The organism is Stenotrophomonas sp. Ker107b (genome assembly GCF_053847245.1).
This window is the reverse complement of the sequence record NZ_JBSPHX010000001.1, coordinates 1,600,257-1,623,529: the sequence shown is the minus strand read 5'-3', so window position 1 is coordinate 1,623,529 and position 23,273 is coordinate 1,600,257. Positions and strand designations below refer to the sequence as shown.

Sequence of the window (23,273 nt, the reverse complement as noted above, 5' to 3'; positions counted from 1 at the left end):
TGCGATGACGCCATCCGAGATCGGTCCTGCCGCCCGCGCGCTGGCGCACGATGAGTGCCAGGCCATCGCCGACGCATTTGAGCGCACGCCGGAGGTGCACGAGGCGGTGCACCGGGCGCGCAAGACCATCCGGCGCCTTCGTGCCCTGCTGGCGTTGCTGGAAAGCAGCGCGCTCGTGACAGCCGCGGCAGACGCCGCACTGCGTCGGCTGGGAGATGGCCTCTCGGCGTTGCGCGACGCGCACGTGGTCGTGGAGACCTGCGCACGGCTGGCGTCAGCGCAGCCCGACCAACTCTGGGAGGCGGTGTGCATCCGCTTGACCGCACGGCGTGAGGCAGTCCTCGCCCGCGTGCTGGCGCGCGATCCTGCCTTTGCACGCCGCCAAGCGGCACTGCTGCGTATCGTGACCGATCTCCAGGCGCAGCCATGGGACTCCCTGAGAGGCGGTGACATCCGCAAAGGACTGGCACGCAGTGAACGGCGTACGCAGAAGGCGGAGAAGCGCGCGACACGCAGCCACGATGCCGACGACCTGCATCGCTGGCGCCGCAGAGTCCGTCGTCTGCGCATGCAACTGGAGGCGCTGCCGCAGTTGGCGCCGTCCCGCTCGGTGCCGATCAAGGGACCCGGACAAAGCAAGCACGCGCGTGCCCTGCATGCGCTGAGCGATCAGCTGGGCTGGCAGCAGGACCTGCGCATGGTCCGCAATCTGGTGCGGGTGATGCCCGGCGTGCCGGAGCGTCGTGCGCTGATCGAGCAGATCGATGCGGACATGCGGGACCGCCGCTTGATCCAGACGTAGGCGCCAGGATCGATCTACGCCATGCCGCCCATCTTCGGCGGCTTGTACTCACAGCGCGGATACCCCGAGCACGACTGGAACGCGCCATAGGGCCCGGTGCGCGTCACGATCACACCCACGCTGCAGGCCGGGCAGGCCTGCTCGTGAATCATATCGCCGGCCATCGAGGTCACGCGTACCGCGCCGTCGTTGACCAGTTCGGTCAGGAACGACGAGCGGCGCCCCTGCACCGTGAACATCGCCACCGAGCGGCGCGCACGCGTCAACGCGACGTAGAACAGGCGGCGTTCCTCGCCGAGTGGATATGCATCGCTCTCGGGCATCGCCAAGGTCAGCACCGGGTCGTCGGCACGCGTGTTGGGGAAGCGCCGATCCAGCAGGCCGGGCAGGATGACGTAATCCGCCTCGGTACCCTTGGAGCGGTGCGCGGTGAGGAAGCTGACCTCCATGTGCTGCCCATGGCGTGCGCGCCACGTGGCCGGCAGCAACGCACGGTCGGCGTTGTAGCGACCAAGCACGAACACCGTGACCTTGCCATCGCGCCCTGGCGGGACCTGGCCGGTCAGCAACTGCTGGTGCAACTGCGCCAGATACTGTTCGACCGCCCCGACCAGCCGGTCGCGCGAAGCCACCTGGAAGGCCTGCAGGACCGCCCCGTACGCGGGCGTGACCGAGTGGACCTGCTTGGGAATCTGCGCCGGATTGCGTGACACGAAGGCGCTGGAGACATCGCACAGTGCCTGCGGGCAGCGGAAGGTCTGCTCGAGCTTGAGCACCTGGCCCTGGCCGAACCACGCCACGAACCCGGTCATTACCGCCACGTCCGCGCCGGCGAACCGGTTGATGGACTGCCAGTCATCGCCGACCGCGAACAGATGCTTGCCCGGCGCCTGTACCAGCGCACGGCACAGCCGTGCACGGGCGCGCGAGGCATCCTGGAATTCGTCGGCCATCACCAGATCGAACGGGGCAACGTAGCGCCCCTGTTCCAGGTGTTCGGCGGCCTGGTTGAGCATGTCCTCGAAATCGATGCCGCCCTCGGCGACCAGCGCATCGTCCCAGCCGTCCAGGATCGGGATGATCAGTTCGAGGAAGAGGCGGTAACGGTGCTTGAAGTGATCGTCGGGCAGCCGGCGCAGCCGCTCGACCATGTCCTCCACGTGCAGGCCGTTGCTCTTGGCGTGGCTGATGAACGTCCGGACCAGGCCGATCAGCTCGGTGTCCGGCATCGGCGTTGCGCCGCCATCCGGCAGTTCGCGGTCGGGATTCGGATCGAGTTCGATGCCACGCTGCGACAAGGCCTCGCCCAGCCGCACGAACAGGTCGCCGGTCCGCAACTGGTGCGAAGTGGTCTGGATCCGCTCGATGCCATGGCCGGCGACCGGGGCGCCACCGTGATGCGCCGGCGCCCGCTCATGCCCCTCCATGGGGAGGTGATCGTGATACAGCGCGATGCCCGGATAGTGGAAATCCGGGCGGTACTGGCGGTACGCATCGGTCGCGGCATCGAATGTGTTGCGTCGTGCATAGGTGTACGCCACCCCGTTGTAGAACAGCCAGTCGGCGATCACGCAGTGCTCGATGCTGCACACGCGCTCGCCCTGCAAGGTACGCACGTACCCTTGGCCGTCCTTGTCCCACTCTTCGGCCTCCAGCGGCCCGCCGATCACGGGCAGATCACGGCCGAACACCAGCCGGAACAGGTCCCATTGCGTGCGGAAATGGAGGGAGCGGTCTTTCAGCGCGTCGATGATCTCGGCCAGCCGATGGAACCCCTGGGTGGCATCGACGGCCCAGTCGGGTACCTGCGGCATACGCCCGGTGGCCTGGGCGATGATGTGCCGGCCCAGCGCATGGAACGTGCGTGCTTCCACCCGCACCTGGCCCAGGCCGAGACGCTGGAAGGCGCGGTCGGCACGCGCCTGCAGTTCCGTGGCGGCGTCCTTGTTGAAGGCGAGCATGACGATGCGCTCGGGCGCGACCAGGCCGCGCTCGACGGCGTAGGCGGCCTTGGCGACCATCGTCGAGGTCTTGCCCGAACCCGCTGCGGCCACCACCTGGACGCGGTTGTCGAAGCAGATCACCGCACGGGCCTGCTCATCGGTGAGCGGACGGCTTTCGACACGGTCCAGCAGGGGCCGGCAGGCGACCAGCTCGCGCGCCTCATGTGCGTCATTGCGGCGCGCCCACAGGGCCGGCCAGTCGGCCAGCCAGAGCATCAGGGCTTCTTCGATGGCCGAGGGATCGCCGCCCAGCCCGCTGCGCAGGTCGGCGTCATCAAAGACCGCCCACAGTGCATCCTCATCGAGCGGCAGCGCGGGGCGCGCCTGCAGCAGGGCCTGCTGCTGGTCATGCGTGAGCCACAGCGACTCATCAGCGGCCAGATCGGTCGCGGCCTGCACCTGCGCAAGCCAGCGCTGGATCGCGGCGTGGGCCTGCTGGAACAGGGTGACCTGGTCGCGTTGACGCTGCGCGCCACGGCGTTGGCCCAGCGCCTCGGCCAGCAGACGGGCGGCGGCAGGGGACAGGCCCCCCAGCACCAAGGGGGCCTGTCCATCGCGATGCAGGGTGAGTCGTGCCCACGGCAGGCGCGGGTGCACCTGCAGCGCGGTGAGGGGCGCGTGGAACGGATGACCGTCGAGGGTCAGCATCAGCTGGTCGTCTTCCAGGCGCAGGCGCCAGTGCGGCGATCGCGTGAGGCGTTGACCCCAGTCGCTCGGGGCCCATTCGTACGTCATCGGTAAGCGCTGTTTGATCGGACACCCATGATAAGGAAATGAAAAAATCCCCGCCGGGGCGGGGATGTCGAGTCGGCCTGCGATGGACGCGTGCGCTTACTGCTGCAGCACCGGCTCGCTGCGGGAACGGCGGTCCACCAGCATCGCCACGCCCCACAACAGCAGGCCGCCCAGCGCGGTGGCCGCGCCAACGTAGCCGGTCACGGCCGGGCTGAAGCCGGCGCCGATGGCCATGCCGCCGAACCACGGGCCCAGCGCGTTGGCGGTATTGAACGCGGCATGGTTGGAGGCCGCCGCCAGGGTCTGCGCTTCCCCGGCCACATCCATCAGGCGGGTCTGCAGTACCGCGGCCAGGGCGCCCATGGTGCCCACCGCGATGATCATCGGGAACACGCTCCACACCGACTGCGCGGCCAAGGGGAACGCCAGCAGCACGATGATCGACCAGACCAGCACCACCGCCGCCGCGCGGAACTGGAAGCGGTCCACCAGCCAGCCACCCGCCACGTTGCCGATGATCGCGCCGATGCCGAAGATGCCTACCGCCAGCGGCATCCACGATTCGGCCAGGCCGGTGACCTGCACCAGGGTCGGGGCGAGGTAGGTGAAGACGCAGAACATGCCGGCAAAGCCCACCGAGCCGATCGCCAGCGCCAGCCACACCTGGGTGCGGTTGAACGCGCGCAGTTCGCGCATCGGCGAGGTGCGCACTTCATCCGGATCTGGCAGCAGGAAGCGCGCGATCATGGCCACTGTGGCAATCGCCAACACGCTGACGACGGCGAATGCAGTGCGCCAGCTGAGCTGCTGGCCGAGCCATGTGGTCAGCGGATTACCGACCAGAATGGCGACGGACAGGCCGAGCAAGACCTTCGATACCGCCGCGCCGCGCTGGGCCGGGGGACTGATCGCGGCGGCCACCAGCATCGCCACGCCGAAGTACGCGCCATGCGGCAGACCGGCGACGAACCGGGCCAGCAGCATCGTGCCGTAGTTGGGGGCCAGTGCACTGGCCAGATTGCCGATGGCGTAAAAGCCCATCAGCGCCAGCAGCAGGTTGCGACGGGCGAACCCTGCACCGGCGAAGGCCAGCACCGGGGCGCCGACCACCACGCCGACGGCGTAGGCGCTGATCAGGTGACCGACCTGGGTCTCACTGATGGACAGCCCGCGGCTGATCTCCAGCATCAACCCCATGCTGGCGAACTCGCTGGTGCCGATGGCAAAGCCGCCCAGCGACAAGGCCAGCAGGATCAGGGTGCGCTCGCGCGGCGAGAGCCGGGCGGCCAGGGGGACGGAAGAAGAGCTCATTCAGGGGGCGTCGAACGGGGGAGCGCGGCATTGTACTGCTGCAGCGCAACATTAATCAGGGCATCCGGTAGAACGCTGGATCCGGGCAACACCCCCGCACCTGCGGAAAGGGCAGCCGAGTAAGCCCGCAACGCCTGCCCTGATGGGCTATTGCCGAGTCTTCACGGATAACGCTCGGGCCTGAACGGCAGACCTTCCGGCATCTCCAACGGGGGGCTGACACCATGCGCGCGGCTGAGAATCTCATTGGTCCGCTTCTGTTCGGCCAGGATCTCCCGCAGCAGCCCCTTGATGCCGAAGATGGCGAAGGGAACGAAGATCCACAACAGCCCGAACAGCGCCCAGCCGAGGCCAATCAACAGCGAGAAACCATCCAACATGTGCATTCCTTTGTACGTGGCAGAGATGTCCGTGCGCGCATGATAGCTGCTGCACCTTTTGGGCGGCAGCGGCGCAGGCGCAGGCTTCGGTCAAGGCCAGTCTCGCTCATTCGTGCGACAATTTGCCTTCAAAGCCACCACCTGTCGATGGCTGCGCCATGTGGCCATAGGGGTTGTGATGTCTATCAGTACGGGCTTTCCAGCGCTCATCGGCTTTGATCTGCCCGGTCTGCAGGATGGGCCTGGCGCGTCACGCGTGATCGTCACCGCGCTTCTGGATGACACGCCCCCCAATGACTGGATGCGCATCCTGCACCGCCTGGCGTGGCCATCGCTGCGCCTGGATCACGGCGTCGAGCAGATCCGGCTGGTCGGGCAGGGCATCCATTTCGTCGGCGCCATCAAGGACCCGCGCGCGTTGTCCGCGTCGGTGCGCGGCCTCTTCAACGAGGTCAACGCGAAGGCGCTGGATCGCCGCTTGTCCGCGATGGAGAATCCGCTCGACGAAGACGGTCCCGGCACGGCGCCCTTGGCGGACCCTGCGATCTCGGCGGATCCGCGTCTGGACGATGTCGCGGCGCTGCTGGCGATGCCTGCCGTGCCGGGCATGCTGGAACTGGCCAGTGCGATGACCGGCATGCGTTTCGTCGCCGTGGCACGCGTCACGGCGGATCGATGGACTGCCTGCGCGGTGCATGACCATCTGGATTTTGGTCTGCGACCCGGCGAAGACCTGGTGCTGGAAACCACCATCTGCGATGAAATCCGCGAGCATCGCCATCTGGTGCAGTTCGATCAGGCCAGCACCCACCCGGTGTTTTCCAGCCACCCCACGCCGGCGCTGTATGGGTTCGAGAGTTACATCTCGGTGCCGATGTTCCGCCGCGATGGCGGCTTCCACGGCACCCTGTGCGCGCTCGATCCCAACCCCTCCAGGCTCGATGCCGCCACGGTGAAGGCATTCGAGATCCTGGCCGGCGTCATCGGCGCGCAGCTGGAGGTGCCGGAGGCGTCCGCCGAGGCGGGCCAGAAAGTGCCCAGCATGAGCGAGGCACTGTCGGTGCTGTCCGGTCAGGTCGACGCACTGGATGCGGCGATGCTGCCGGAGCAGTTCCGCACGGTGACCGCGCGGTTGCGTGAGCTGGTGGACGCGCGACGGGCGGTCTTGGGCTGATCGCACCGCTGGGCCAGCGATGCGCAGGTCTTACTGCCCTCAGCCGTCCACTTCGACCCGCGCAAAACGCGCACGCCATTGCCCGTCCACCTCCACCTGCGCGACGAACATCTCGAACGGGCGCACCCACAGCCCGATCTCCGCATCCAGTGGCCGGTACAACACCATCGGCATCAGGGTTTCGCTGTGGCGCACGACGCCGATCACCTCGTAGTTGCCGCCCTTGAAGTGGCGGTAGTGGCCGAGGGGCAGGGTGGGCAGCGGAGCGAGATCGGACATGGTCGGGCAGCGAGGCAGGCGGGCCGACCATTATCGCCTGAGGTGCCGAGGACGTCGCGCGGGGTCAGCCCGCGTCCGGCAGCGGCCCGGCCCGGCAGGCGCTGACCAGATGCAGCACCGCGTCGGGATGCATGGGGCGGGCGAGGTGATAGCCCTGTGCTTCGTCGCAGCCCCACAGCCGCAGCAGCGAGAGTTCGGCGTCGTTCTCCACGCCCTCGGCCACCGTGCGATACCCAAGCTGGCGGGCCAGCTTGATGATCGCTTCCACCTTCAGTCGCGCGGTGCGCGAGCGTGCCAGGCCGGTGACCAGGGTCTGGTCGATCTTGATGTGGCTGATCGGCACCTCGCTGAGGTAACCGAAGTTGCTGTACCCACTGCCGAAATCATCAATCGCGATGCGTACGCCAGCGGCGGCCATCTCCCGCAGCTGGGGGAGGGCCGCAGGATGGTGGTTCAGCCATTGGCCTTCCGTGATCTCGATTTCGATCAGGCCCGGTGCCAACCCATGCGCGTGCAGTCGTTCGGACAGCACGTTCCACACCCGTTGGTCGTCGAAGTCGCGCGGTGAAAGATTGAGCGACAGGCTGAAGCCGGGGACGCGCTTCTGCCACTGCGCCGCCTGGGCAAGCGCATGGTCGATCACCCAGCGGCTGATGGCGGGCATCAGCGCGGTGCGCTCGAGCACTGGAATGAACTCCCCGGGGCTGACCGGACCAAGCAGCGGATGGGTCCAGCGCAGCAGGGCCTCGGCCGATACCGGTAGTCTGGTGATCAGATCAAAGCGTGGCTGGTAGACCAGGCTGAACTGGTGCTGGGCCAGGCCGCGGCCGGCGTCGGAGGCCAACCGATAGCGGCGACGCAACGCATCGTCGCGCTCCTGCGAATACCAGCACAGGCAGTTGTCCGTCTGGATGGCGTGGTGCATGGCGACCAGGCATTTGCGCACCAGATCGCCGGTCTGCCCGGGGACCGGGAGAAAATCGCAGACGCCGGCATGGAACTGCGGCGACATCGGGATACTGCCGGCCATCAGTGGCCGACGCATGCGGATGCGGAGCCGATCGAGCAGCGCTTCGGTCTGTTCATGCGAGTGGTCGGCCAGCAGGAACGCAAAGCGGGTCACCCCGATGTGGTAGACCTGCGCCAGGTCACGCAGCACATCCTGCACGCGCAGGGCAGCCTGGCGCAGCAGGGTCTCCACCGGCTTCATGCCCAGCGCCTGGCCGGCATCATTGGCGCTCTGGAGATCGAACACATCCAGCACCACGCCAGTGAACGCACGCGTATCGGCATGGCGGGACAGGGCGTTGAGGTCGGCCTGGAACTGGTGCCGGTTGGGCAATCCGCTGATCTGCTCGCGGCGGCCCAACGACATTTTCAGTTCCATCTGCGCGACCACCACGCGCGACAAGGTCAGCAGTTGCAGCTGTTCTTCGGCAGAGAGCTGCCGCGGTGCGCGATCCATGATGCACAGGGTGCCGAGCGCGACGCCGGCCTTGGTGACCAGTGGCGCACCGGCATAGAAGCGCAGCTGCTCTGGCCCGGTCACCAGGGGATTATCGGCGAAGCGCGGGTCCTGGCGCAGATCGGGGACCTGCATGACGGTGTTGGATCCCAGCGCCCGCGCGCAGATCGAGGCATGCCGATCGGTGCGGCGTATTGCCAAGCCCACGCGGGAGATGATGTGCTGGTGATCGGCATCGAGGATGGACACCCATGCGATCGGGACGCCAAAGCTGAAGGCGGTCAACTCGGCGATGGGATCGAGCGCGGTACCCAACGCTGGATCCATCACGTTGAGCGCCTCGATCAACGCGATCCGATCTACATCATTGCTTCTGTCCAGCATCTACCGCGCCCTGTCACGACTACACCGCTACTATCCGGGGTGTCATGCCGAACCGGTGTGAAGCAGGTACAGCGGGGATGAAGCGTTCACGCTGGCGGCGTTGCGCCCGCTCAGGGCGAGACGGGAGACTGCAGCAGGGTGACCAGCTGGCGCAGGCGATACGGCTTGGGCAGGAATTCGACATGCTCCGGCAGCGGCGGCAGCTGCGAGCGCGCATAACCGGAGGCCAGGATGATGCGCGCATTGGGCAGCACATCGGCCACATGCTCGCTCAGTTCCACGCCACTCATGCCATTGGGCATGCTGATATCGCTGAACACCACGTCGAACCCACCCGGATCCTGCATCAGCCGCAGCGCGGCCGGGCCGTCGTCGGCGGTGTGGATTTCGATACCGAAGTCCTGCAGCGCCTGGCCGATCAGTTCACGCAGGTCCTGCTGGTCTTCGACCATCAATACGCGTAGGGGCTCAGACATGCTCGACTTCCTCAATGACAGGTAACAACAGGCGGACGGTGGTCCCGCGTCCGGGGGCGGTTTGTACGTCGACGAAGCCGTCGCACTGGGAAACGAAGCCGAACACCTGGCTCAGCCCCAGTCCGCTGCCTTTGCCGATTTCCTTGGTGGTGAAGAACGGCTCGCTGGCGCGCTCGGCGATGTCCGGGGGCATCCCGTTGCCCTCATCGGTCACCGCGATGGCGACATAGTGGCGGCGCATGGGCTGGGACAGATCCGGTGCCAGTCGCTGTTCGACCTCGGCCGTGATCGTGACCGTGCCGCCCTGGGGCATCGCTTCGCCACTATTGAGCACCAGATTCAACACGGCGCTGTGCAACTGTACGCCATCGGTGATGATCGGGGGCAGATCCGAGGTCAGATTCAGCTTTACCTCGATGCTCGCCGGGCAGGCGCGACGCAGCACCGGCAAGGCATCGAGCAGGAATTCCTGTACCACCACCGGCTCGCGCACCAGGGTCTGATCGGAGGAAAAGGCCAGCAGCTGGCGGGTCAGCAGCGAGCCACGGTCTGCGGCCGCCTGGGCCAGATCCACCAGTTCCTTGCTACGCCCGTCGGCACCGGGGCGCAGGGCGATCAGATCCAGTGCGTTGCCGATCGTGGTCAGCAGATTGTTGAATTCGTGGGCCAGGCCACGGGTCAGTCGACCGACATTGTCCAGTTGCCGCTGCTGAACGTGCGCGCGTTGCGCGTCCTGCAGCAGGCGCTGGGCCTGGTAGCGTTCGGTGACGTCCTGGGTGACTTTGACGAAGCCGAGCAGGCAGCCGTCCTCGCGGACCGGCTCGATCACCTCACCGGCGCGGAACCGCTCGCCGTTGCAGCGCACCCGCCAGCCTTCGCCGATGAAGCGGCCGTGGTCACGGGCATAGTCCAGGGCTTGCTGCGGCACGCCGAGCTGCTGGTCTTCGGGGGTATAGAACAGGCCGATATGCTGGCCGATCACCGCCTCGGCGGTGTAGCCCTTGACCCGCTCGCAGCCGCGGTTCCAGTTGCAGATGCGGCCCTGCGTATCGAGCAGATAGATCGCGTGGTCGCTCACGTTGTCGATCAACAGCTTCAGCTGCCGGCTTTCGTCGGCAAGCGGTGCAACGCTGGATACGGCCTGGACCACGACGGCTATCGACTCCCCCGATAAGGGTCCGAACCGTAGGGGGCGGGATGTGAAGAACGTGTCAAGAACGTGTGCCAAACACGCTGACTTCTGGCGCTTAACAGCCGTTTACCGCTTCGGGTACCATCAGCCCCCTTTTAAGCTGGAACACGGCATGAATTCTGCGCCCACCTCCCGTGACCGTTGGATCTGGCTTGCGTCGGCCGCCTTGATGGCCGCCACGCTGGGCACGGAGATGGTGGTGCCGCTGGGCTATGCGGTCTGGCTCACGTACTTCATGGCGGTGGGTATCACGCTGTTCCAGCGCCGGGTGGAAGTGCCTCTGCTGGTGGCGATCGGGTCCTGCATCCTGCTTGCGGTGGGGTACAACGTGGCGCCGTCCAGCAGCAACTCGGCGTTCTCCTTCGTCAACCGCAGCATCGGCGGCGTTGCTTTCCTGATGATGGCGCTGACCGTGATGAAGGCCATCGGTGCGCGCCGGGAAGCGGCCGATGCGCTGTGGCTGCAGGCCGGCGAAAACGTGGTGGGCACCAGTCTGCAGGGCGATCCTACCCCGCGTGAACTGGCCGACGCGGCCATGCGCGCGCTGTGCGCGCAGCTCAATGCCGATGTCGGCGCCATGTATCGCCTGCAGGGCGAGCGGCTGGTGCTGGTCGGTGGCGCCGCGCTGCCTTCGCAGCTGCCGGAGACCCTGCCGGCGCATGCCGGCCAATGGGGCGAGATCATCCGCGAGGGCCGCGCGCGTCGGCTGGAGGATAGTGACAGCCCGCTGGATATCGATACCCCGCTGGGCCGCACCACGGTGCACCAGCGCCTGCTGGGCCCGATCACGGCCGACGGCGTGGTGATAGGCGTGATTGAACTGGGCCGTGCCGGCGTCTCGCCTGCGCGTGGCCTGGAGATGGCCCTGCTGCTGCAGTGCGCCGAGCCGATCGGCATCGCGCTGCGCGCGGCGCTGCTCAATGCGCAGCTGGTGGAACTGCTGGAGGAAACCCAGCGCCAGAGCGAAGAGCTGCAGACCCAGCAGGAAGAGCTGCGCGTGGCCAACGAAGAGTTGGAGGAGCAGAGCCGCAGCCTGCTGCATTCCCAAGCCAACCTGGAGCAGCAGCAGGCCGAGCTCGAACAGACCAACGTGCAGCTCGAGGAGCGCACCCACGAGCTGGAGTCGCGTCAGCAGGCCCTGTTGCTGGCCCAGGCGCAACTGGTGCAGAACAGCGCCGAACTGGAGGCCAGCTCGCGCTACAAGTCCGAGTTCCTGGCCAACATGTCCCATGAGCTGCGCACGCCGCTCAACAGCTCGCTGATCCTGGCCAAGCTGCTGGCCGACAACAAAGAAAGCACGCTGACCGCCGAGCAGGTCAAATACGCCCAGGCGATCCATTCCTCCAACAACGACCTGCTGGCGCTGATCAACGACATTCTGGACCTGTCGCGGATCGAGGCCGGCCATGTCGAGCTGGTCGAAGAAAACCTCGCGGTGTCCAGCGTCCTGCAGCGCCTGAAGGAAACCTTCGAGCCGATGGCCGTGCAGAAGGGCTTGAGCCTGGAGATCAGCGCCACGCCGGACGCGCCGACCCAACTGCTGGCCGACAGCCAGCGCCTGCAGCAGATCCTCAAGAACCTGCTGGCCAATGCGGTCAAGTTCACCGAACACGGCAGCGTGTCGTTGACGGTGCGCAGTGCCGGGGCAGGGCGGATCCAGTTCGCGGTGTCCGATACCGGCATCGGCATTCCGGAAGAACAGACCGCGGTGATCTTCGAGGCCTTCCGCCAGGCCGATGGCAGCACCCGCCGCCGTTACGGGGGTACCGGGCTGGGGCTGTCGATCTCGCGCGATCTGGCGGCCCGCATGGGGGGCAGCATCACCGTCTCCAGCGAGCCGGGCCGGGGCAGCTGCTTCACGCTTGAACTGCCGCTGCTGGCCGGTGGCGGTACCGGCACCGCGCACAACGTCGTGCACGACGTACGCCCCGCCACCATGGCAGCACCGGCCGTGCCTGCCGCTGCTCCGCTGGGCCGTGCCCACGCCGACGCCACCCCTGCACCCGCGCCTGCGGCCAAGGTGATGGATGACCGGGGCCGCCGCAGCCGCGCGGGCCGGATGATCCTGGTGGTAGAGGACGATGCGACCTTCGCTGGCGCGCTGGTGTCGATGGCGCACGAGCTGGATTTCGACTGCGTGGTCGCCGGTACTGCCGAAGAGGCATTGGGCCTGGCTACCGAGCTGCGCCCGAACGGCATCCTGCTCGATATCGGTCTGCCGGATGTCTCCGGGCTCAGCGTGCTGGAGCGCCTCAAGCGCGACCCGGCGACGCGCCATATCCCGGTGCATGTGGTCTCGGGCCTGGAGCGGTCGCAGGTGGCGATGGAGCTGGGCGCGATCGGCTACGTGATCAAGCCGGCCACGCGCGAGCGCCTGGTCGGGGCGATCCAGCAGCTGGAAGCCACCAGCCAGCGCGATGTGCGCCGCCTGCTGATCGTCGAGGACGACAGCGAGCTGCGCTCCAACCTGCAGCTGCTGCTCGGCCGCGACCAGCTCGAAATCACGGCGGTGGGCACCATCACCGAAGCGATGGCCGAACTGGCCGGCTCCACCTTCGATTGCATGGTGACCGACCTGGCGCTGCCGGACGGCACCGGTTACGACCTGCTCGAGCGCATGGCCGGCAATGATGCGGTCGCCTTCCCGCCGGTGATCGTCTACACCGGCCGCGCGCTGACCCGTGATGAAGAACAGCGCCTGCGCCGCTATTCCAAGAGCATCATCATCAAGGGCGCCCGCTCGCCCGAACGCCTGCTCGACGAAGTGACCCTGTTCCTGCACAGCGTCGAGGCCTCGCTGCCGACCGACCAGCAGCGCCTGCTGCGCGAAGCACGCCGGCGCGATGCGGTGCTTGATGGTCGCATCGTGCTGCTGGCCGAGGACGATGTGCGCAACATCTTCGCGCTGTCCAGCGTGCTCGAGCCGCTGGGCGTCACCCTGGAAATCGCGCGCAATGGTCGCGAGGCGCTGGACAAGCTGCGCCCGGAGATCGACCTGGTGCTGATGGACATCATGATGCCGGAGATGGACGGGCTGACCGCCATGCGCGAAATCCGGGCGGACAACCGCTGGCGCGACCTGCCGATCATCGCGCTGACCGCCAAGGCGATGCCCGATGACCGCGAGCACTGCCTGCAGGCCGGTGCCAACGACTACATCGCCAAGCCGATCGACGTGGACAAGCTGGTCTCGCTGTGCCGCGTGTGGTGCTCGCGCCGATGAATGAAACGGAGTTGTTCGACCTGGAGCTGAAGCTGCTGCTGGAGGCGGTGTACCAGCGCTACCACTACGACTTCCGTGACTATGCGCTGGCGTCGCTGCGGCGGCGCATGCGCCATGCCATGTCGCGGTTCGACTGTCCGACCATGGGCGCGCTGCAGCACCGCCTGCTGCATGAGCCGGAGACGTTCGCCCAGGCGATGCAGTACTTCACCGTGCAGGTCTCGGAGATGTTCCGGGATCCGCCGTACTTCCGGGTCCTGCGCGAGCACGCCGTTCCGGTGCTGCGCACCTATCCCTCGATCAAGCTGTGGGTGGCCGGCTGCAGCACCGGCGAAGAAGTGTGGTCGCTGGCGATCCTGCTGCATGAAGAGGGTCTGCTGGACCGGGCCATCATCTATGCCACCGACATCAATCCCGAAGCGCTGCAGGCCGCCGAGTCCGGTGCCTTCGCGCTGGACCGGCTGGCGCAGTTCAGCCGCAATTACCTGGCGGCCGGCGGTACCGGCTCGTTGTCGGACTACTACAGCAGTGGCTATGGCAGCGTGGTGTTCGACCGCCGGCTGAAGCGCAACATCGTCTTCGCCGACCACAGCCTGGCGACCGACACCGTGTTCTCCGAAGTGCACCTGGTTTCCTGCCGCAACGTGCTGATCTATTTCCAGCGCCCGCTGCAGGACCGTGCCATCGGTCTGTTCCATGAGGCGTTGGTGCACCGCGGCTTTCTCGGCCTGGGCAGCAAGGAGTCGCTGCAGTTCGGCGAGCACGCGGCCGCCTTCGAGGCCTGCGCGCGCGACCAGCGCCTGTACCGGAAGCTGGCCTGATGCTCGGGGCGTCGCAGCGCAGCCGGTTCGATCTGGTGGTCATCGGTGCGTCCGCCGGCGGCGTCAGTGCGCTGCAGTCGCTGCTGTCCGCGTTCCCGGCGACGCTGGATCTGCCCGTGCTGGTCGTGCTGCATCTGCCGCGCGACCGGCCCAGCCGCATCGCCGACCTGCTCGACGCCGGCTGTCCGTTGCCCGTGCGCGAGGCCGAGGACAAGCAGCCACTGCAACCCGGGACGGTGACGTTCGCGCCACCGGACTACCATCTGCTGGTGGAGGACCGCGCTACGCTGGCGCTGTCCATCGATCCGCCCGTGCTGTTCTCGCGCCCGGCGATCGACCCCCTGTTCGAGAGCGCTGCCGACGTGTTTGGCGACGGCGTGCTGGCCATCCTGCTCACCGGTGCCAGCAGCGACGGCAGTGACGGGGTCGCCGCGGTCCGCCAGGCGGGCGGCGAAGCCTGGATCCAATGCCCTGAGGAGGCCTATTCCTCGATGATGCCCGCATCGGCCCTGGCACACGCCGGCGCCGACGCGGTGCTCCCGCTCACCTCCATCTGCACGCGTATGAAAGGTCTTACCCGATGAACCTGATCGAGCCCGCCGGGTCGACTGCCACCACCGATTGCGTGAAGCTGCTGATTGTCGATGACATTCCGCAGAACCTGGTCGCGATGGAAGCGCTGCTGCGCCGCCCGGGCCTGGAGATCCTGTGTGCCCCCTCCGGCGCTGAGGCACTGGAACTGCTGTTGGAGCATGAGGTCGCGCTGGCGCTGCTGGATGTTCACATGCCGGAGATCGACGGTTTTTCGCTCGCCGAGCTGATGCGCGGCTCGCAGCGCAGCCGCGACGTGCCGATCATCTTCCTGACCGCCTCACCGAACGACCCGGTGCGGGCCTTCAAGGGCTATGAAACCGGGGCGGTGGATTTCCTGCACAAGCCGATCGAGCCGCAGGTGATCATGAGCAAGGTCAACGTCTTCATTGAGCTGTACCAGCAGAAGCAGCTGCTCAAGGCGCGCAATGAGGCGCTGGAGCATGCGCTCAAGCTCAATGAAACGATGATGGCGGTGCTGACTCACGACCTGCGTACGCCGCTGGCCGCGATCCTGCTGTGTGCCGACAAGCTGTCGCTGGACCTGCCCGAGGACAGCCAGGTGCAACGCACCCTCGTGCATCTGGAGAACAGTGCCCAGCGCATGGTGCGGATGGTCGAGCAGCTGCTGGACTTCTCGAAGATCCGCACCGGCGGGCTGCGTCTGTACACCACCGATTGCGACCTCGCCGAGCTTGCCTCGCTGGTGGTCGCCGAGATTGGTCGGGCGCATCCCCAGGCGACCATCGAGCTGCAGGTGCAGGGCGATGCCCATCTGCAGGGGGACCCGGATCGCCTGGCACAGCTGCTGTCCAATCTCGTGAGCAACGCCGTGCTGCACGGCGGCGATGCGCCCGTGCTGGTGCGGCTGGAAGGGGAGCGTACCGGGCCGCTGCGCGTGCAGGTGCGCAACGCGGGCCAGATTCCGGAGGCCTTGCTGCCGCGGCTGTTCGAGCCGTTCAAGGCCAGCTTCCACGACAGCCGCGGGTTGGGGCTGGGGCTGTTCATCGCCAGCGAGTTCGCGCGTGCGCATGGCGGCACGCTGGTGGCGGTCAACGAGGACAGTACCGTGCTGTTCGAGACGGTGTTGCAGCGTCGGCCTCGCTGACGTTCGGCGTTAGGTAAACTGTTCCGGCGCCGCAGCCCTTCGCCACCGGCCCATTGCTGGAGCCACCATGCCGTCCTCGACCCGTAAAGCCGCCTCGCCCCTGATCGATGCCCAGGTGCATGTCGAGGGCTTCGTGCAGGTGCGTGAAGCGCGCCGGTCCGAGCTGGTCGAGGATTACGTGGAGCTGATCGCGGACCTGATCGCCGATGGCCGCGAAGCCCGCCAGGTGGATATCGCCACCCGGCTCGGGGTTGCGCAGCCCACCGTCGCCAAGGCGCTCAAGCGGCTGGTCAAGGAAGGGTGGGCGGTCCAGCGGCCGTATCGCGGCGTGTTCCTGACCCCGGCCGGCGAGCAGCTGGCGGTGGAGATGCGCGCCCGCCATCAGACCGTGGAACAGTTCCTGCTGGCACTGGGCGTGGACGCCGATTCGGCGCGACGCGACGCGGAAGGGATCGAGCACCACGTCAGCGAGGCCACCCTGGCCGCGTTCGAGGCCTTCGTGCGCAAGGCCAACGGCCATGGTTGAGCGCCTTGCCCCGCCGCCACCACTGGGCGTGCCCGTGCACGACCAGGATGAGCATTGGATGCGTCACGCGCTGGGCCTGGCCGAGCGTGCCGAGCTGGAATTCAATGAGATTCCGGTCGGCGCGGTGCTGGTCGGTGCCGATGGCACCGTGCTCGGCGAAGGCTGGAACCTCAACATCGCCGACCATGACCCCAGCGCGCATGCCGAGATCGTGGCGATGCGGCAGGCGGGCAGGGCGATCACCAACCACCGGCTGATCGGCAGCACGCTGTACGTCACCCTGGAACCGTGTGCGATGTGTGCCATGGCGATCGTGCATGCACGCGTGGCGCGGCTGGTGTATGCGGCCACCGACCCCAAGACCGGTGCCTGCGGCAGCGTGTTCGACCTGATCGGCGACCCCCGGCACAACCACCGTGTGGAGATCCACGGTGGCGTACTGGCCAAGGATGCCAGCACCCGGCTGACCAACTATTTCCGCGCCAAGCGCGGCAAGCCGCCGCTGCTGCTGGAGTAAGGGCGGCGCAGCGACAGGGTCGTGACGGGTTGGCGGTATCATGTGGGCCTTATCCATTCCCGGCCGCGGCGCAAGCGGTGGCCCAGCACAAGGCGAACACATGGCGGACAACGGCGCAGAAGGCGAGCGACTGATCTGGATCGATCTGGAAATGACCGGCCTGGACACGGACAACGATTCGATCATCGAGATCGCCACCGTGGTCACCGACGCGCAGTTGAATGTGCTCGCCGAAGGTCCGGAGTTCGCGATCCATCATCCGGTGGAGCGGCTGGAGGCGATGGACGAATGGAACCGCAACCAGCATCGTCGCTCGGGACTGTGGCAGCGCGTGGTCGAGAGCACCATCACGCTCGGGCAGGCGGAAGCGCAGACCATTGCCTTCCTGCAGCAGTGGATCAAAGCGGGCGCCTCGCCGATGTGCGGCAATTCGATCTGCCAGGACCGTCGCTTCCTGCACCGTGAAATGTCGCGTCTGGAAAAGTATTTCCATTACCGCAATCTGGACGTCTCCACGATCAAGGAGCTGGCCAAGCGCTGGGCGCCGGGCGTGGCCGCCGGCGTGGGCAAGACCGCCAGCCACACCGCGCTGAGCGACGTGCATGATTCCATCGAAGAACTGCGCCACTACCGCCAGTTCATGGGCGCGCTGTCGGGCCTGCCGGCCTGACCCGAACGCCGGGCGTCGCCCGGCAACGCAGCCTGTGCGCAGGCGTTCAGCCACCGGCAGGCGAGGCAACGAGCGGTATACATCGGCGGCGCTATCATCGCGGCCATGAACGCCATCACTTCGCCGCAACCGCCGCCGCTGTCGTCCTCGATCCTGCCCACCTCGCAGGACTGGCGCGACCTGCAGCGTGCGGTGGACCTGCTCGAATCGCCCACGCTGACCGCCAAGATGGCCAACCTGATCGGTTCGCCGCTGGAGTTCGCGGTCAAGCGCCTGCCGGATTCGGTGTCCCGCCGCATCCACGGCGCGGTCGAAGCGGCGCTGTTCAAATCCGCCCAGGCCGCGTTGTGGACGATGGACAACACGCCCGGTAAAGCCGCCTCGACACGCTGGCACAAGCTTGCCGCAGCCACCTCCGGTGCGGTCGGCGGCGCGTTCGGCTTCACCACGCTGTTCATCGAGCTGCCGGTGTCCACCACGATCATGATGCGTTCGGTGGCCGACGTGGCCCGCAGCGAGGGCTTCGACCTGCGCGAGATGAGCACCCGGCATGCCTGCCTGGAGGTGTTCGCGCTCGGCGGCAACTCCGGCAAGGACGATGCCAGCGAGACCGGCTACTACATCACGCGTGGCTTCACTGCCGAGGTGATGCGTCACCTGTCGGCCGAGTTGGCCGGCCGCGCGGTCGGCGGCAGCCCGGTGATGATCGGGCTGACCCCGAAGGAAGCCGGCAAGTGGTTGGCCAAGCTCGTGGAGAAGGTCGCCGCGCGTTTCGGTGTGGTGGTGACCGAGAAGTTCGCCGCGCAGGCGGTGCCGATCGTCGGGGCGGTGGCCGGCGCGACGCTCAATACCATGTTCACCGACTACTACCAGGACGTGGCGCGCGGTCATTTCATCGTGCGCCGGCTGGAGCGGACCTACGGGTACGAGACCGTGCGGGCGGCCTACTCGATGCTGGCGGCCGAGCGCACCTGATCGCCTCAACCGCTGAGGGCTGAAGGCGCTATCGACGTCACACAAAACAACACCCCGCTTGCGCGGGGTGTTGTTTTTCATCGCATTGCCGAAAGGATCACCCCTTGGCTTTGAGCTTGGCCAGACGCAGCCAGGTATCCACCACGGTATCCGGGTTCAACGAGACCGACTCGATCCCTTCCTGCATCAGCCATTCGGCCAGATCCGGGTGATCGGACGGCCCCTGGCCGCAGATGCCGACGTACTTGCCCTTGGCGCGCGCAGACTTGATCGCCATCGACAGCAGCTTCTTCACCGCCGGGTTCCGTTCGTCGAACAGGTGCGCGACGATCGAGGAATCGCGGTCCAGGCCCAGGGTCAGCTGGGTCAGGTCGTTGGAGCCGATCGAGAAGCCGTCGAAGATCTCCAGGAACTCATCGGCGAGCAGTGCGTTGGACGGCACTTCGCACATCATGATGATCTTCAGGCCGTTCTCGCCCTGCTTGAGGCCATTCTGTTCCAGCACCTCGACGACCTTGCGGCCTTCTTCCAGGGTGCGCACGAACGGGATCATGACCCACAGGTTGTCCAGGCCCATCTCGTTGCGCACGCGCAGCACGGCCTGGCATTCCAGGGCGAAGGCGGCCGAGAAGCTCGGATCGACGTAACGGCTGGCGCCGCGGAAGCCGATCATCGGGTTCTCTTCGTGCGGCTCGTAGTTGGTACCGCCGATCAGGTTGGCGTACTCGTTGGACTTGAAGTCCGACAGGCGCACGATCACCGGGTTCGGGGCGACCGAGGCGGTCAGCGTGGCGATGCCTTCGGCGAGACGACCGACGTAGAAGCTGACCGGATCAGCGTAACCGGCGATCTTCTCGTCGATCTTCTTCTTGGTCGCCGCGTCCTGGCGGTCGTACTCCAGCAGCGCGTTCGGGTGGATGCCGATGTGGCTGGCGATGATCATTTCCAGACGGGCCAGGCCGATGCCGGCGTTCGGCAGCTGGCCGAAATCGAAGGCACGTTCCGGGTTGGCCACGTTCATCATGATCTTCAGCGGCGCCGGCGGCATGTTGCCCAGGTCCGTGGTGGTGCGCTCGAACTCCAGGATCCCGTCGTAGATGAAGCCGGTGTCACCCTCGGCGCAGCTGACGGTCACTTCCTGGCCATCCTGGATCAGCTGGGTGGCGTTGCCCGAGCCGACCACGGCCGGCACGCCCAGCTCACGCGCGATGATCGCCGCGTGGCAGGTACGGCCGCCACGGTTGGTCACGATGGCCGAGGCGCGCTTCATCACCGGCTCCCAATCGGGATCGGTCATGTCGGCGATCAGCACGTCGCCGGGCTGCACGCGGGCCATGTCGTCCAGGGTGCGCACCACGCGGGCGGTACCGGCACCGATCTTGGCACCCACGGCGCGGCCTTCGGCCAGCACCTTGCCGTCCTTCTGGTTCAGCGCGAAGCGTTCGATCTGGGTGGCATGGCCACGCGACTTCACGGTCTCCGGACGCGCCTGCACGATGAACAGCTTGCCGCTGACGCCGTCCTTGGCCCACTCGATATCCATCGGGCGGCCGTAATGCTTTTCGATCACCAGCGCCTGCTTGGACAGTTCCTGCACGTCCTCGTCGCTGATCGAGAAGGTGTTGCGCAGCTCGGCCGGGGTGTCTTCGATGCGCACGCGCTCACCGGGGACATCCGAATACACCATGCGGATCGCCTTGCTGCCGAGCGAGCGGCGCAGGATCGCCGGCTTGCCCGCGCTCAAGGTGGGCTTGTAGACGTAGAACTCATCCGGGTTGACCGCACCCTGCACGACCATTTCGCCCAGGCCGAACGAGGAGGTGACGAACACCACGTCGCGGAAGCCGGACTCGGTGTCCAGGGTGAACAGCACGCCGGAGGACCCCACGCCCGAGCGCACCATCAGCTGCACGCCGGCGGACAGGAACACGTCCTCATGCTTGAAGCCGTGGTGGACGCGGTAGGCGATCGCGCGGTCGTTGTAGAGCGAGGCGAACACTTCCTTGACCTTGAGCACGACATCGTCGGCGCCGGTCACGTTGAGGAAGGTCTCCTGCTGGCCGGCGAAGGACGCATCGGGCAGATCTTCGGCGGTCGCCGAGGAACGCACCGCGACCGCGACATCGCCGCCGCCGTTTTCGCTGCACAGCGTGGCGTAGGCGGTGCGGATGTCCTGGTCCAGCGCCGGATGCAGCGGGGCATCGATCACCCAGCCGCGGATTTCCTTGCCGGCCACAGTCAGGGCACCGACATCTTCCACGTCCAGCGTGGCCAGCTTGTCGAAGATGCGCTTGGACAGATCGTTGTGGGCGATGAAGTCCTTGAAGGCTTCAGAGGTGGTTGCGTAACCGCCGGGGACAGACACCCCCAGACCGGCGAGATTGCCGATCATTTCGCCAAGCGACGAATTCTTGCCGCCTACGCGGGCCAGATCGGCCAGGCGCAGTTCGTGCAACCACAGGATGTTCTCGTTCAAGCGCGATGCTCCGTTTGGCCATCGCCCGAGGCGGGCTGGATGGCCACGTCCGTAGGAAGAAGCCGATATGATGCCGGGCAGACCGCTGTCGGCACAAGCTTGTATCGACGGCCTTTTTAAGCTTCGGAGGGGGTAAAAGCCGTATGTCGACGATCCGTCCGGTGTTCTACGTGTCCGATGGAACCGGTATCACCGCTGAAACCATTGGGCATAGCCTCCTGACCCAGTTCTCCGGGTTCAGCTTCATCACCGACCGGATGTCGTTCATCGATGATCCGGAAAAAGCGCGGGAAGCCTGTGAAAGGATCCGTGCAGCGGGTGAGCGCTACCAGGTTCGGCCGATCGTGGTCAGTTCCTGCGTGGACAGCGGGCTGAGCATCATCCTGGCCGAAAGCGGCGGGTTGATGCTGGACGTGTTCGCCCCCTTCATCGAGCCGCTGGAGCGCGAACTGGCGGTCAACCGGCATTCCCGGGTGGGCCAGGCCCACGGCATGGTCGACTTCGAGACCTACCACCGCCGCATCAACGCGATGAACTTCGCGCTGACCCACGACGACGGCATCGCCATCAATTACGACGATGCCGACGTGATCCTGGTGGCCGTGTCCCGGGCCGGCAAGACCCCGACCTGCATCTACCTGGCCCTGCATTACGGGGTCCGCGCGGCCAATTACCCGCTGACGGATGAGGATCTGGAGCAGGACCGCCTGCCGCCGCGGCTGCGCCCGTACCGCAAAAAGCTGTTCGGGCTGACGATCGACCCGGACCGCCTGCAGCAGATCCGCCAGGAGCGCCGCCCCAATTCGCGCTACGCCAACCTGGAGACCTGCCGCCGCGAGGTCGCCGCGGCCGAGACCATGTTCCGGATGGAGCGGATCCCGACGCTGAGCACCACCCACACCTCGATCGAGGAGATCTCGAGCAAGGTGCTGGGCACGCTGGGGCTGCAGCGCGAGATGTACTGATCCGGCGCGCCCCTTGAACAACAAGGGGGCTCTTCCTTCGTCCGGGGCCGGGACTACCCTGCGTCCGTGAACCGGTGGCGGGCCGCCCCTTTGGCCGGGCGGCTGCCGCCCCCACGTTGGGAGATCAACGTGTAGGATCGACCCATGGCCCAGGCATCGCCCCGTATCGAACGCATTCCCCGGCTCAGCCGTTTGAGCTGGCTGATGGGCTTGTACGCCGAGAACTACCAGCACCTCGTGCGCCTGTTCGCCCCCGCCGAGCTCGTCCCCGGCAGCTACCTCTCCTCGATCGGCGATGGGCTGGATGTACGCCTGGACGTGATCGAGTGTCACCGTTACACCGTCGAGCTGCGCCTGACCTATGACTTTGCCGACCCGGTCACCGGGCAGCCGGATCCCTCGGCGTATGTGCGCCTGTACCGTGACGCCCGCCAGGCCGAGACCACGCATTGCTACGTGGGCCGCCGCTGGCAGGATGTGGTGGGCATGTACCCGCCGCCGGCCGAGCTGATCAGCCACCGCATGCGCATGAACACCTTTCTCGGCAAATGGCTGGAGTACCTGGCCGAGCGCGGCCACGGCGTGGCCACGCTGCGCCGCGATGGCACGGTGACGGCGCCGGCCGACGCGCGCCGCACCAGCCTGGTGCCCTGAGCCGTCCCCGGGCGGATCACGCATAATCGGGGGTCTGTGTTCCCGAGCCTGTGCGAAATGCCTTATACCCCCATCGTGGCCACCCTGGGCTACGTGCTGTCCGCCGACGGCAAGCAAGTGCTGATGATCCACCGCAATGCCCGCCCGGGTGACCTGCACCTGGGCAAGTACAACGGCTTGGGCGGGAAGATGGAGCGCGATGAAGATGCCGCTGCCTGCATGCGCCGCGAGATCCGCGAAGAGGCCGGTATCGAGTGCGGGACCATGCGCCTGCGCGGCACGATCAGCTGGCCGGGCTTCGGCAAGAACGGTGAGGACTGGTTCGGCTTCGTGTTCGTCATCGATGACTTCACCGGCACACCGCTGACGTCCAACCCGGAGGGCACGCTGGAGTGGGTGGACGTGGACAAGATCGACAGCCTGCCGCTGTGGGAGGGCGATCGCAGCTTCCTGCCGCTGGTCTTCGACGACGAACCGCGCGCCTTCCACGGGGTGATGCCCTACCGCGACGGCGCCATGCAGTCGTGGAGTTACACCCGGCTGTAA

General features: G+C 66.7%; 21 protein-coding genes. 13 read left to right on the top strand and 8 right to left on the bottom strand.

Translation table 11 applies throughout. The features are described 5' to 3' along the window. Positions 1–4: 4 nt before the first annotated feature. On the top strand, positions 5–802 hold the full coding sequence (locus tag ACWV8V_RS07435) for a CHAD domain-containing protein (protein WP_455899351.1): 798 nt from the start codon (positions 5–7) through the stop codon (positions 800–802). A gap of 14 nt (positions 803–816) precedes the next feature. Here ACWV8V_RS07435 and ACWV8V_RS07430 read toward each other — a convergent pair whose 3' ends face one another. From ACWV8V_RS07430 to ACWV8V_RS07420, 3 genes are all read right to left on the bottom strand, one after another. Then, positions 817–3,540 (bottom strand): UvrD-helicase domain-containing protein, encoded by a 2,724-nt coding sequence (locus ACWV8V_RS07430; protein WP_455899350.1) that lies wholly within the window; start codon positions 3,538–3,540, stop codon positions 817–819. 96 nt (positions 3,541–3,636) lie between these two features. Further along, a complete protein-coding gene (locus ACWV8V_RS07425) occupies positions 3,637–4,851 on the bottom strand; it encodes an MFS transporter (RefSeq protein ID WP_259259710.1) in 1,215 nt (404 codons plus the stop codon). 161 nt (positions 4,852–5,012) lie between these two features. Beyond that, entirely contained in the window at positions 5,013–5,231 is a 219-nt protein-coding gene (locus ACWV8V_RS07420; protein ID WP_259259711.1) for a hypothetical protein, read from the bottom strand. A 178-nt stretch (positions 5,232–5,409) separates the two neighbouring features. On the opposite strand from ACWV8V_RS07420, the gene ACWV8V_RS07415 reads away from it, so the two are divergent. Beyond that, positions 5,410–6,405: a GAF domain-containing protein gene (locus tag ACWV8V_RS07415; RefSeq protein WP_455899349.1), complete on the top strand. Its 996-nt coding sequence runs from the start codon at positions 5,410–5,412 to the stop codon at positions 6,403–6,405. 39 nt (positions 6,406–6,444) lie between these two features. On the opposite strand, the gene ACWV8V_RS07410 is transcribed toward ACWV8V_RS07415, so the two are convergent. From ACWV8V_RS07410 to ACWV8V_RS07395, 4 genes are all read right to left on the bottom strand, one after another. Further along, a complete protein-coding gene (locus tag ACWV8V_RS07410) occupies positions 6,445–6,684 on the bottom strand; it encodes a DUF1653 domain-containing protein (RefSeq protein ID WP_259259713.1) in 240 nt (79 codons plus the stop codon). A 64-nt stretch (positions 6,685–6,748) separates the two neighbouring features. Further along, positions 6,749–8,533: a putative bifunctional diguanylate cyclase/phosphodiesterase gene (locus tag ACWV8V_RS07405; protein ID WP_455899348.1), complete on the bottom strand. Its 1,785-nt coding sequence runs from the start codon at positions 8,531–8,533 to the stop codon at positions 6,749–6,751. Between the two features lie 110 nt (positions 8,534–8,643). Further along, positions 8,644–9,009 (bottom strand): response regulator, encoded by a 366-nt coding sequence (locus ACWV8V_RS07400; protein WP_123729566.1) that lies wholly within the window; start codon positions 9,007–9,009, stop codon positions 8,644–8,646. Then, positions 9,002–10,159: a two-component system sensor histidine kinase NtrB gene (locus tag ACWV8V_RS07395; protein ID WP_259259715.1), complete on the bottom strand. Its 1,158-nt coding sequence runs from the start codon at positions 10,157–10,159 to the stop codon at positions 9,002–9,004. The genes ACWV8V_RS07400 and ACWV8V_RS07395 overlap by 8 nt, the downstream gene beginning before the upstream one ends. A gap of 154 nt (positions 10,160–10,313) precedes the next feature. Here ACWV8V_RS07395 and ACWV8V_RS07390 point away from each other — a divergent pair, with 154 nt between their 5' ends. From ACWV8V_RS07390 to ACWV8V_RS07355, 8 genes are all read left to right on the top strand, one after another. Further along, positions 10,314–13,424: a response regulator gene (locus ACWV8V_RS07390; RefSeq protein ID WP_455899347.1), complete on the top strand. Its 3,111-nt coding sequence runs from the start codon at positions 10,314–10,316 to the stop codon at positions 13,422–13,424. Beyond that, positions 13,397–14,245, top strand: coding sequence for a CheR family methyltransferase (locus tag ACWV8V_RS07385; RefSeq protein WP_259259717.1), 849 nt, complete (start codon positions 13,397–13,399; stop codon positions 14,243–14,245). The genes ACWV8V_RS07390 and ACWV8V_RS07385 overlap by 28 nt, the downstream gene beginning before the upstream one ends. After that, positions 14,245–14,829 (top strand): chemotaxis protein CheB, encoded by a 585-nt coding sequence (locus tag ACWV8V_RS07380; protein WP_259259719.1) that lies wholly within the window; start codon positions 14,245–14,247, stop codon positions 14,827–14,829. The genes ACWV8V_RS07385 and ACWV8V_RS07380 overlap by 1 nt, the downstream gene beginning before the upstream one ends. Continuing rightward, the gene (locus tag ACWV8V_RS07375) at positions 14,826–15,944 is read left to right on the top strand and encodes a hybrid sensor histidine kinase/response regulator (RefSeq protein WP_346466878.1); all 1,119 of its coding nucleotides are present in this window, start codon (positions 14,826–14,828) and stop codon (positions 15,942–15,944) included. The genes ACWV8V_RS07380 and ACWV8V_RS07375 overlap by 4 nt, the downstream gene beginning before the upstream one ends. Positions 15,945–16,011: 67 nt before the next feature. Next, positions 16,012–16,470 carry a manganese-binding transcriptional regulator MntR gene (gene mntR, locus ACWV8V_RS07370; protein ID WP_259259722.1) on the top strand — a complete coding sequence of 153 codons (459 nt, stop codon included), beginning with the start codon at positions 16,012–16,014 and terminating at the stop codon, positions 16,468–16,470. Beyond that, the gene (tadA, locus tag ACWV8V_RS07365; RefSeq protein ID WP_259259724.1) at positions 16,463–16,987 is read left to right on the top strand and encodes a tRNA adenosine(34) deaminase TadA; all 525 of its coding nucleotides are present in this window, start codon (positions 16,463–16,465) and stop codon (positions 16,985–16,987) included. Before mntR ends, tadA begins: the two co-directional genes overlap by 8 nt. Positions 16,988–17,087: 100 nt before the next feature. Further along, the gene (orn, locus tag ACWV8V_RS07360) at positions 17,088–17,657 is read left to right on the top strand and encodes an oligoribonuclease (protein ID WP_259259725.1); all 570 of its coding nucleotides are present in this window, start codon (positions 17,088–17,090) and stop codon (positions 17,655–17,657) included. Positions 17,658–17,762: 105 nt separating this feature from the next. Beyond that, a complete protein-coding gene (locus ACWV8V_RS07355; RefSeq protein WP_123729765.1) occupies positions 17,763–18,632 on the top strand; it encodes an EcsC family protein in 870 nt (289 codons plus the stop codon). Positions 18,633–18,729: 97 nt separating this feature from the next. Here ACWV8V_RS07355 and ppsA read toward each other — a convergent pair whose 3' ends face one another. Beyond that, positions 18,730–21,108 (bottom strand): phosphoenolpyruvate synthase, encoded by a 2,379-nt coding sequence (gene ppsA, locus ACWV8V_RS07350; RefSeq protein ID WP_455899346.1) that lies wholly within the window; start codon positions 21,106–21,108, stop codon positions 18,730–18,732. Positions 21,109–21,251: 143 nt separating this feature from the next. Between ppsA and ppsR the strand changes: the two genes are divergently transcribed. The 3 genes from ppsR (at position 21,252) to ACWV8V_RS07335 (ending at position 23,273) form a co-directional block, all read left to right on the top strand. Next, entirely contained in the window at positions 21,252–22,073 is an 822-nt protein-coding gene (gene ppsR / locus ACWV8V_RS07345) for a posphoenolpyruvate synthetase regulatory kinase/phosphorylase PpsR (protein WP_019184148.1), read from the top strand. 144 nt (positions 22,074–22,217) lie between these two features. Continuing rightward, complete coding sequence (locus ACWV8V_RS07340; RefSeq protein ID WP_455899345.1) at positions 22,218–22,727, top strand: DUF1249 domain-containing protein; 510 nt, start codon at positions 22,218–22,220, stop codon at positions 22,725–22,727. A 57-nt stretch (positions 22,728–22,784) separates the two neighbouring features. Next, complete coding sequence (locus tag ACWV8V_RS07335; RefSeq protein ID WP_088435401.1) at positions 22,785–23,273, top strand: NUDIX hydrolase; 489 nt, start codon at positions 22,785–22,787, stop codon at positions 23,271–23,273.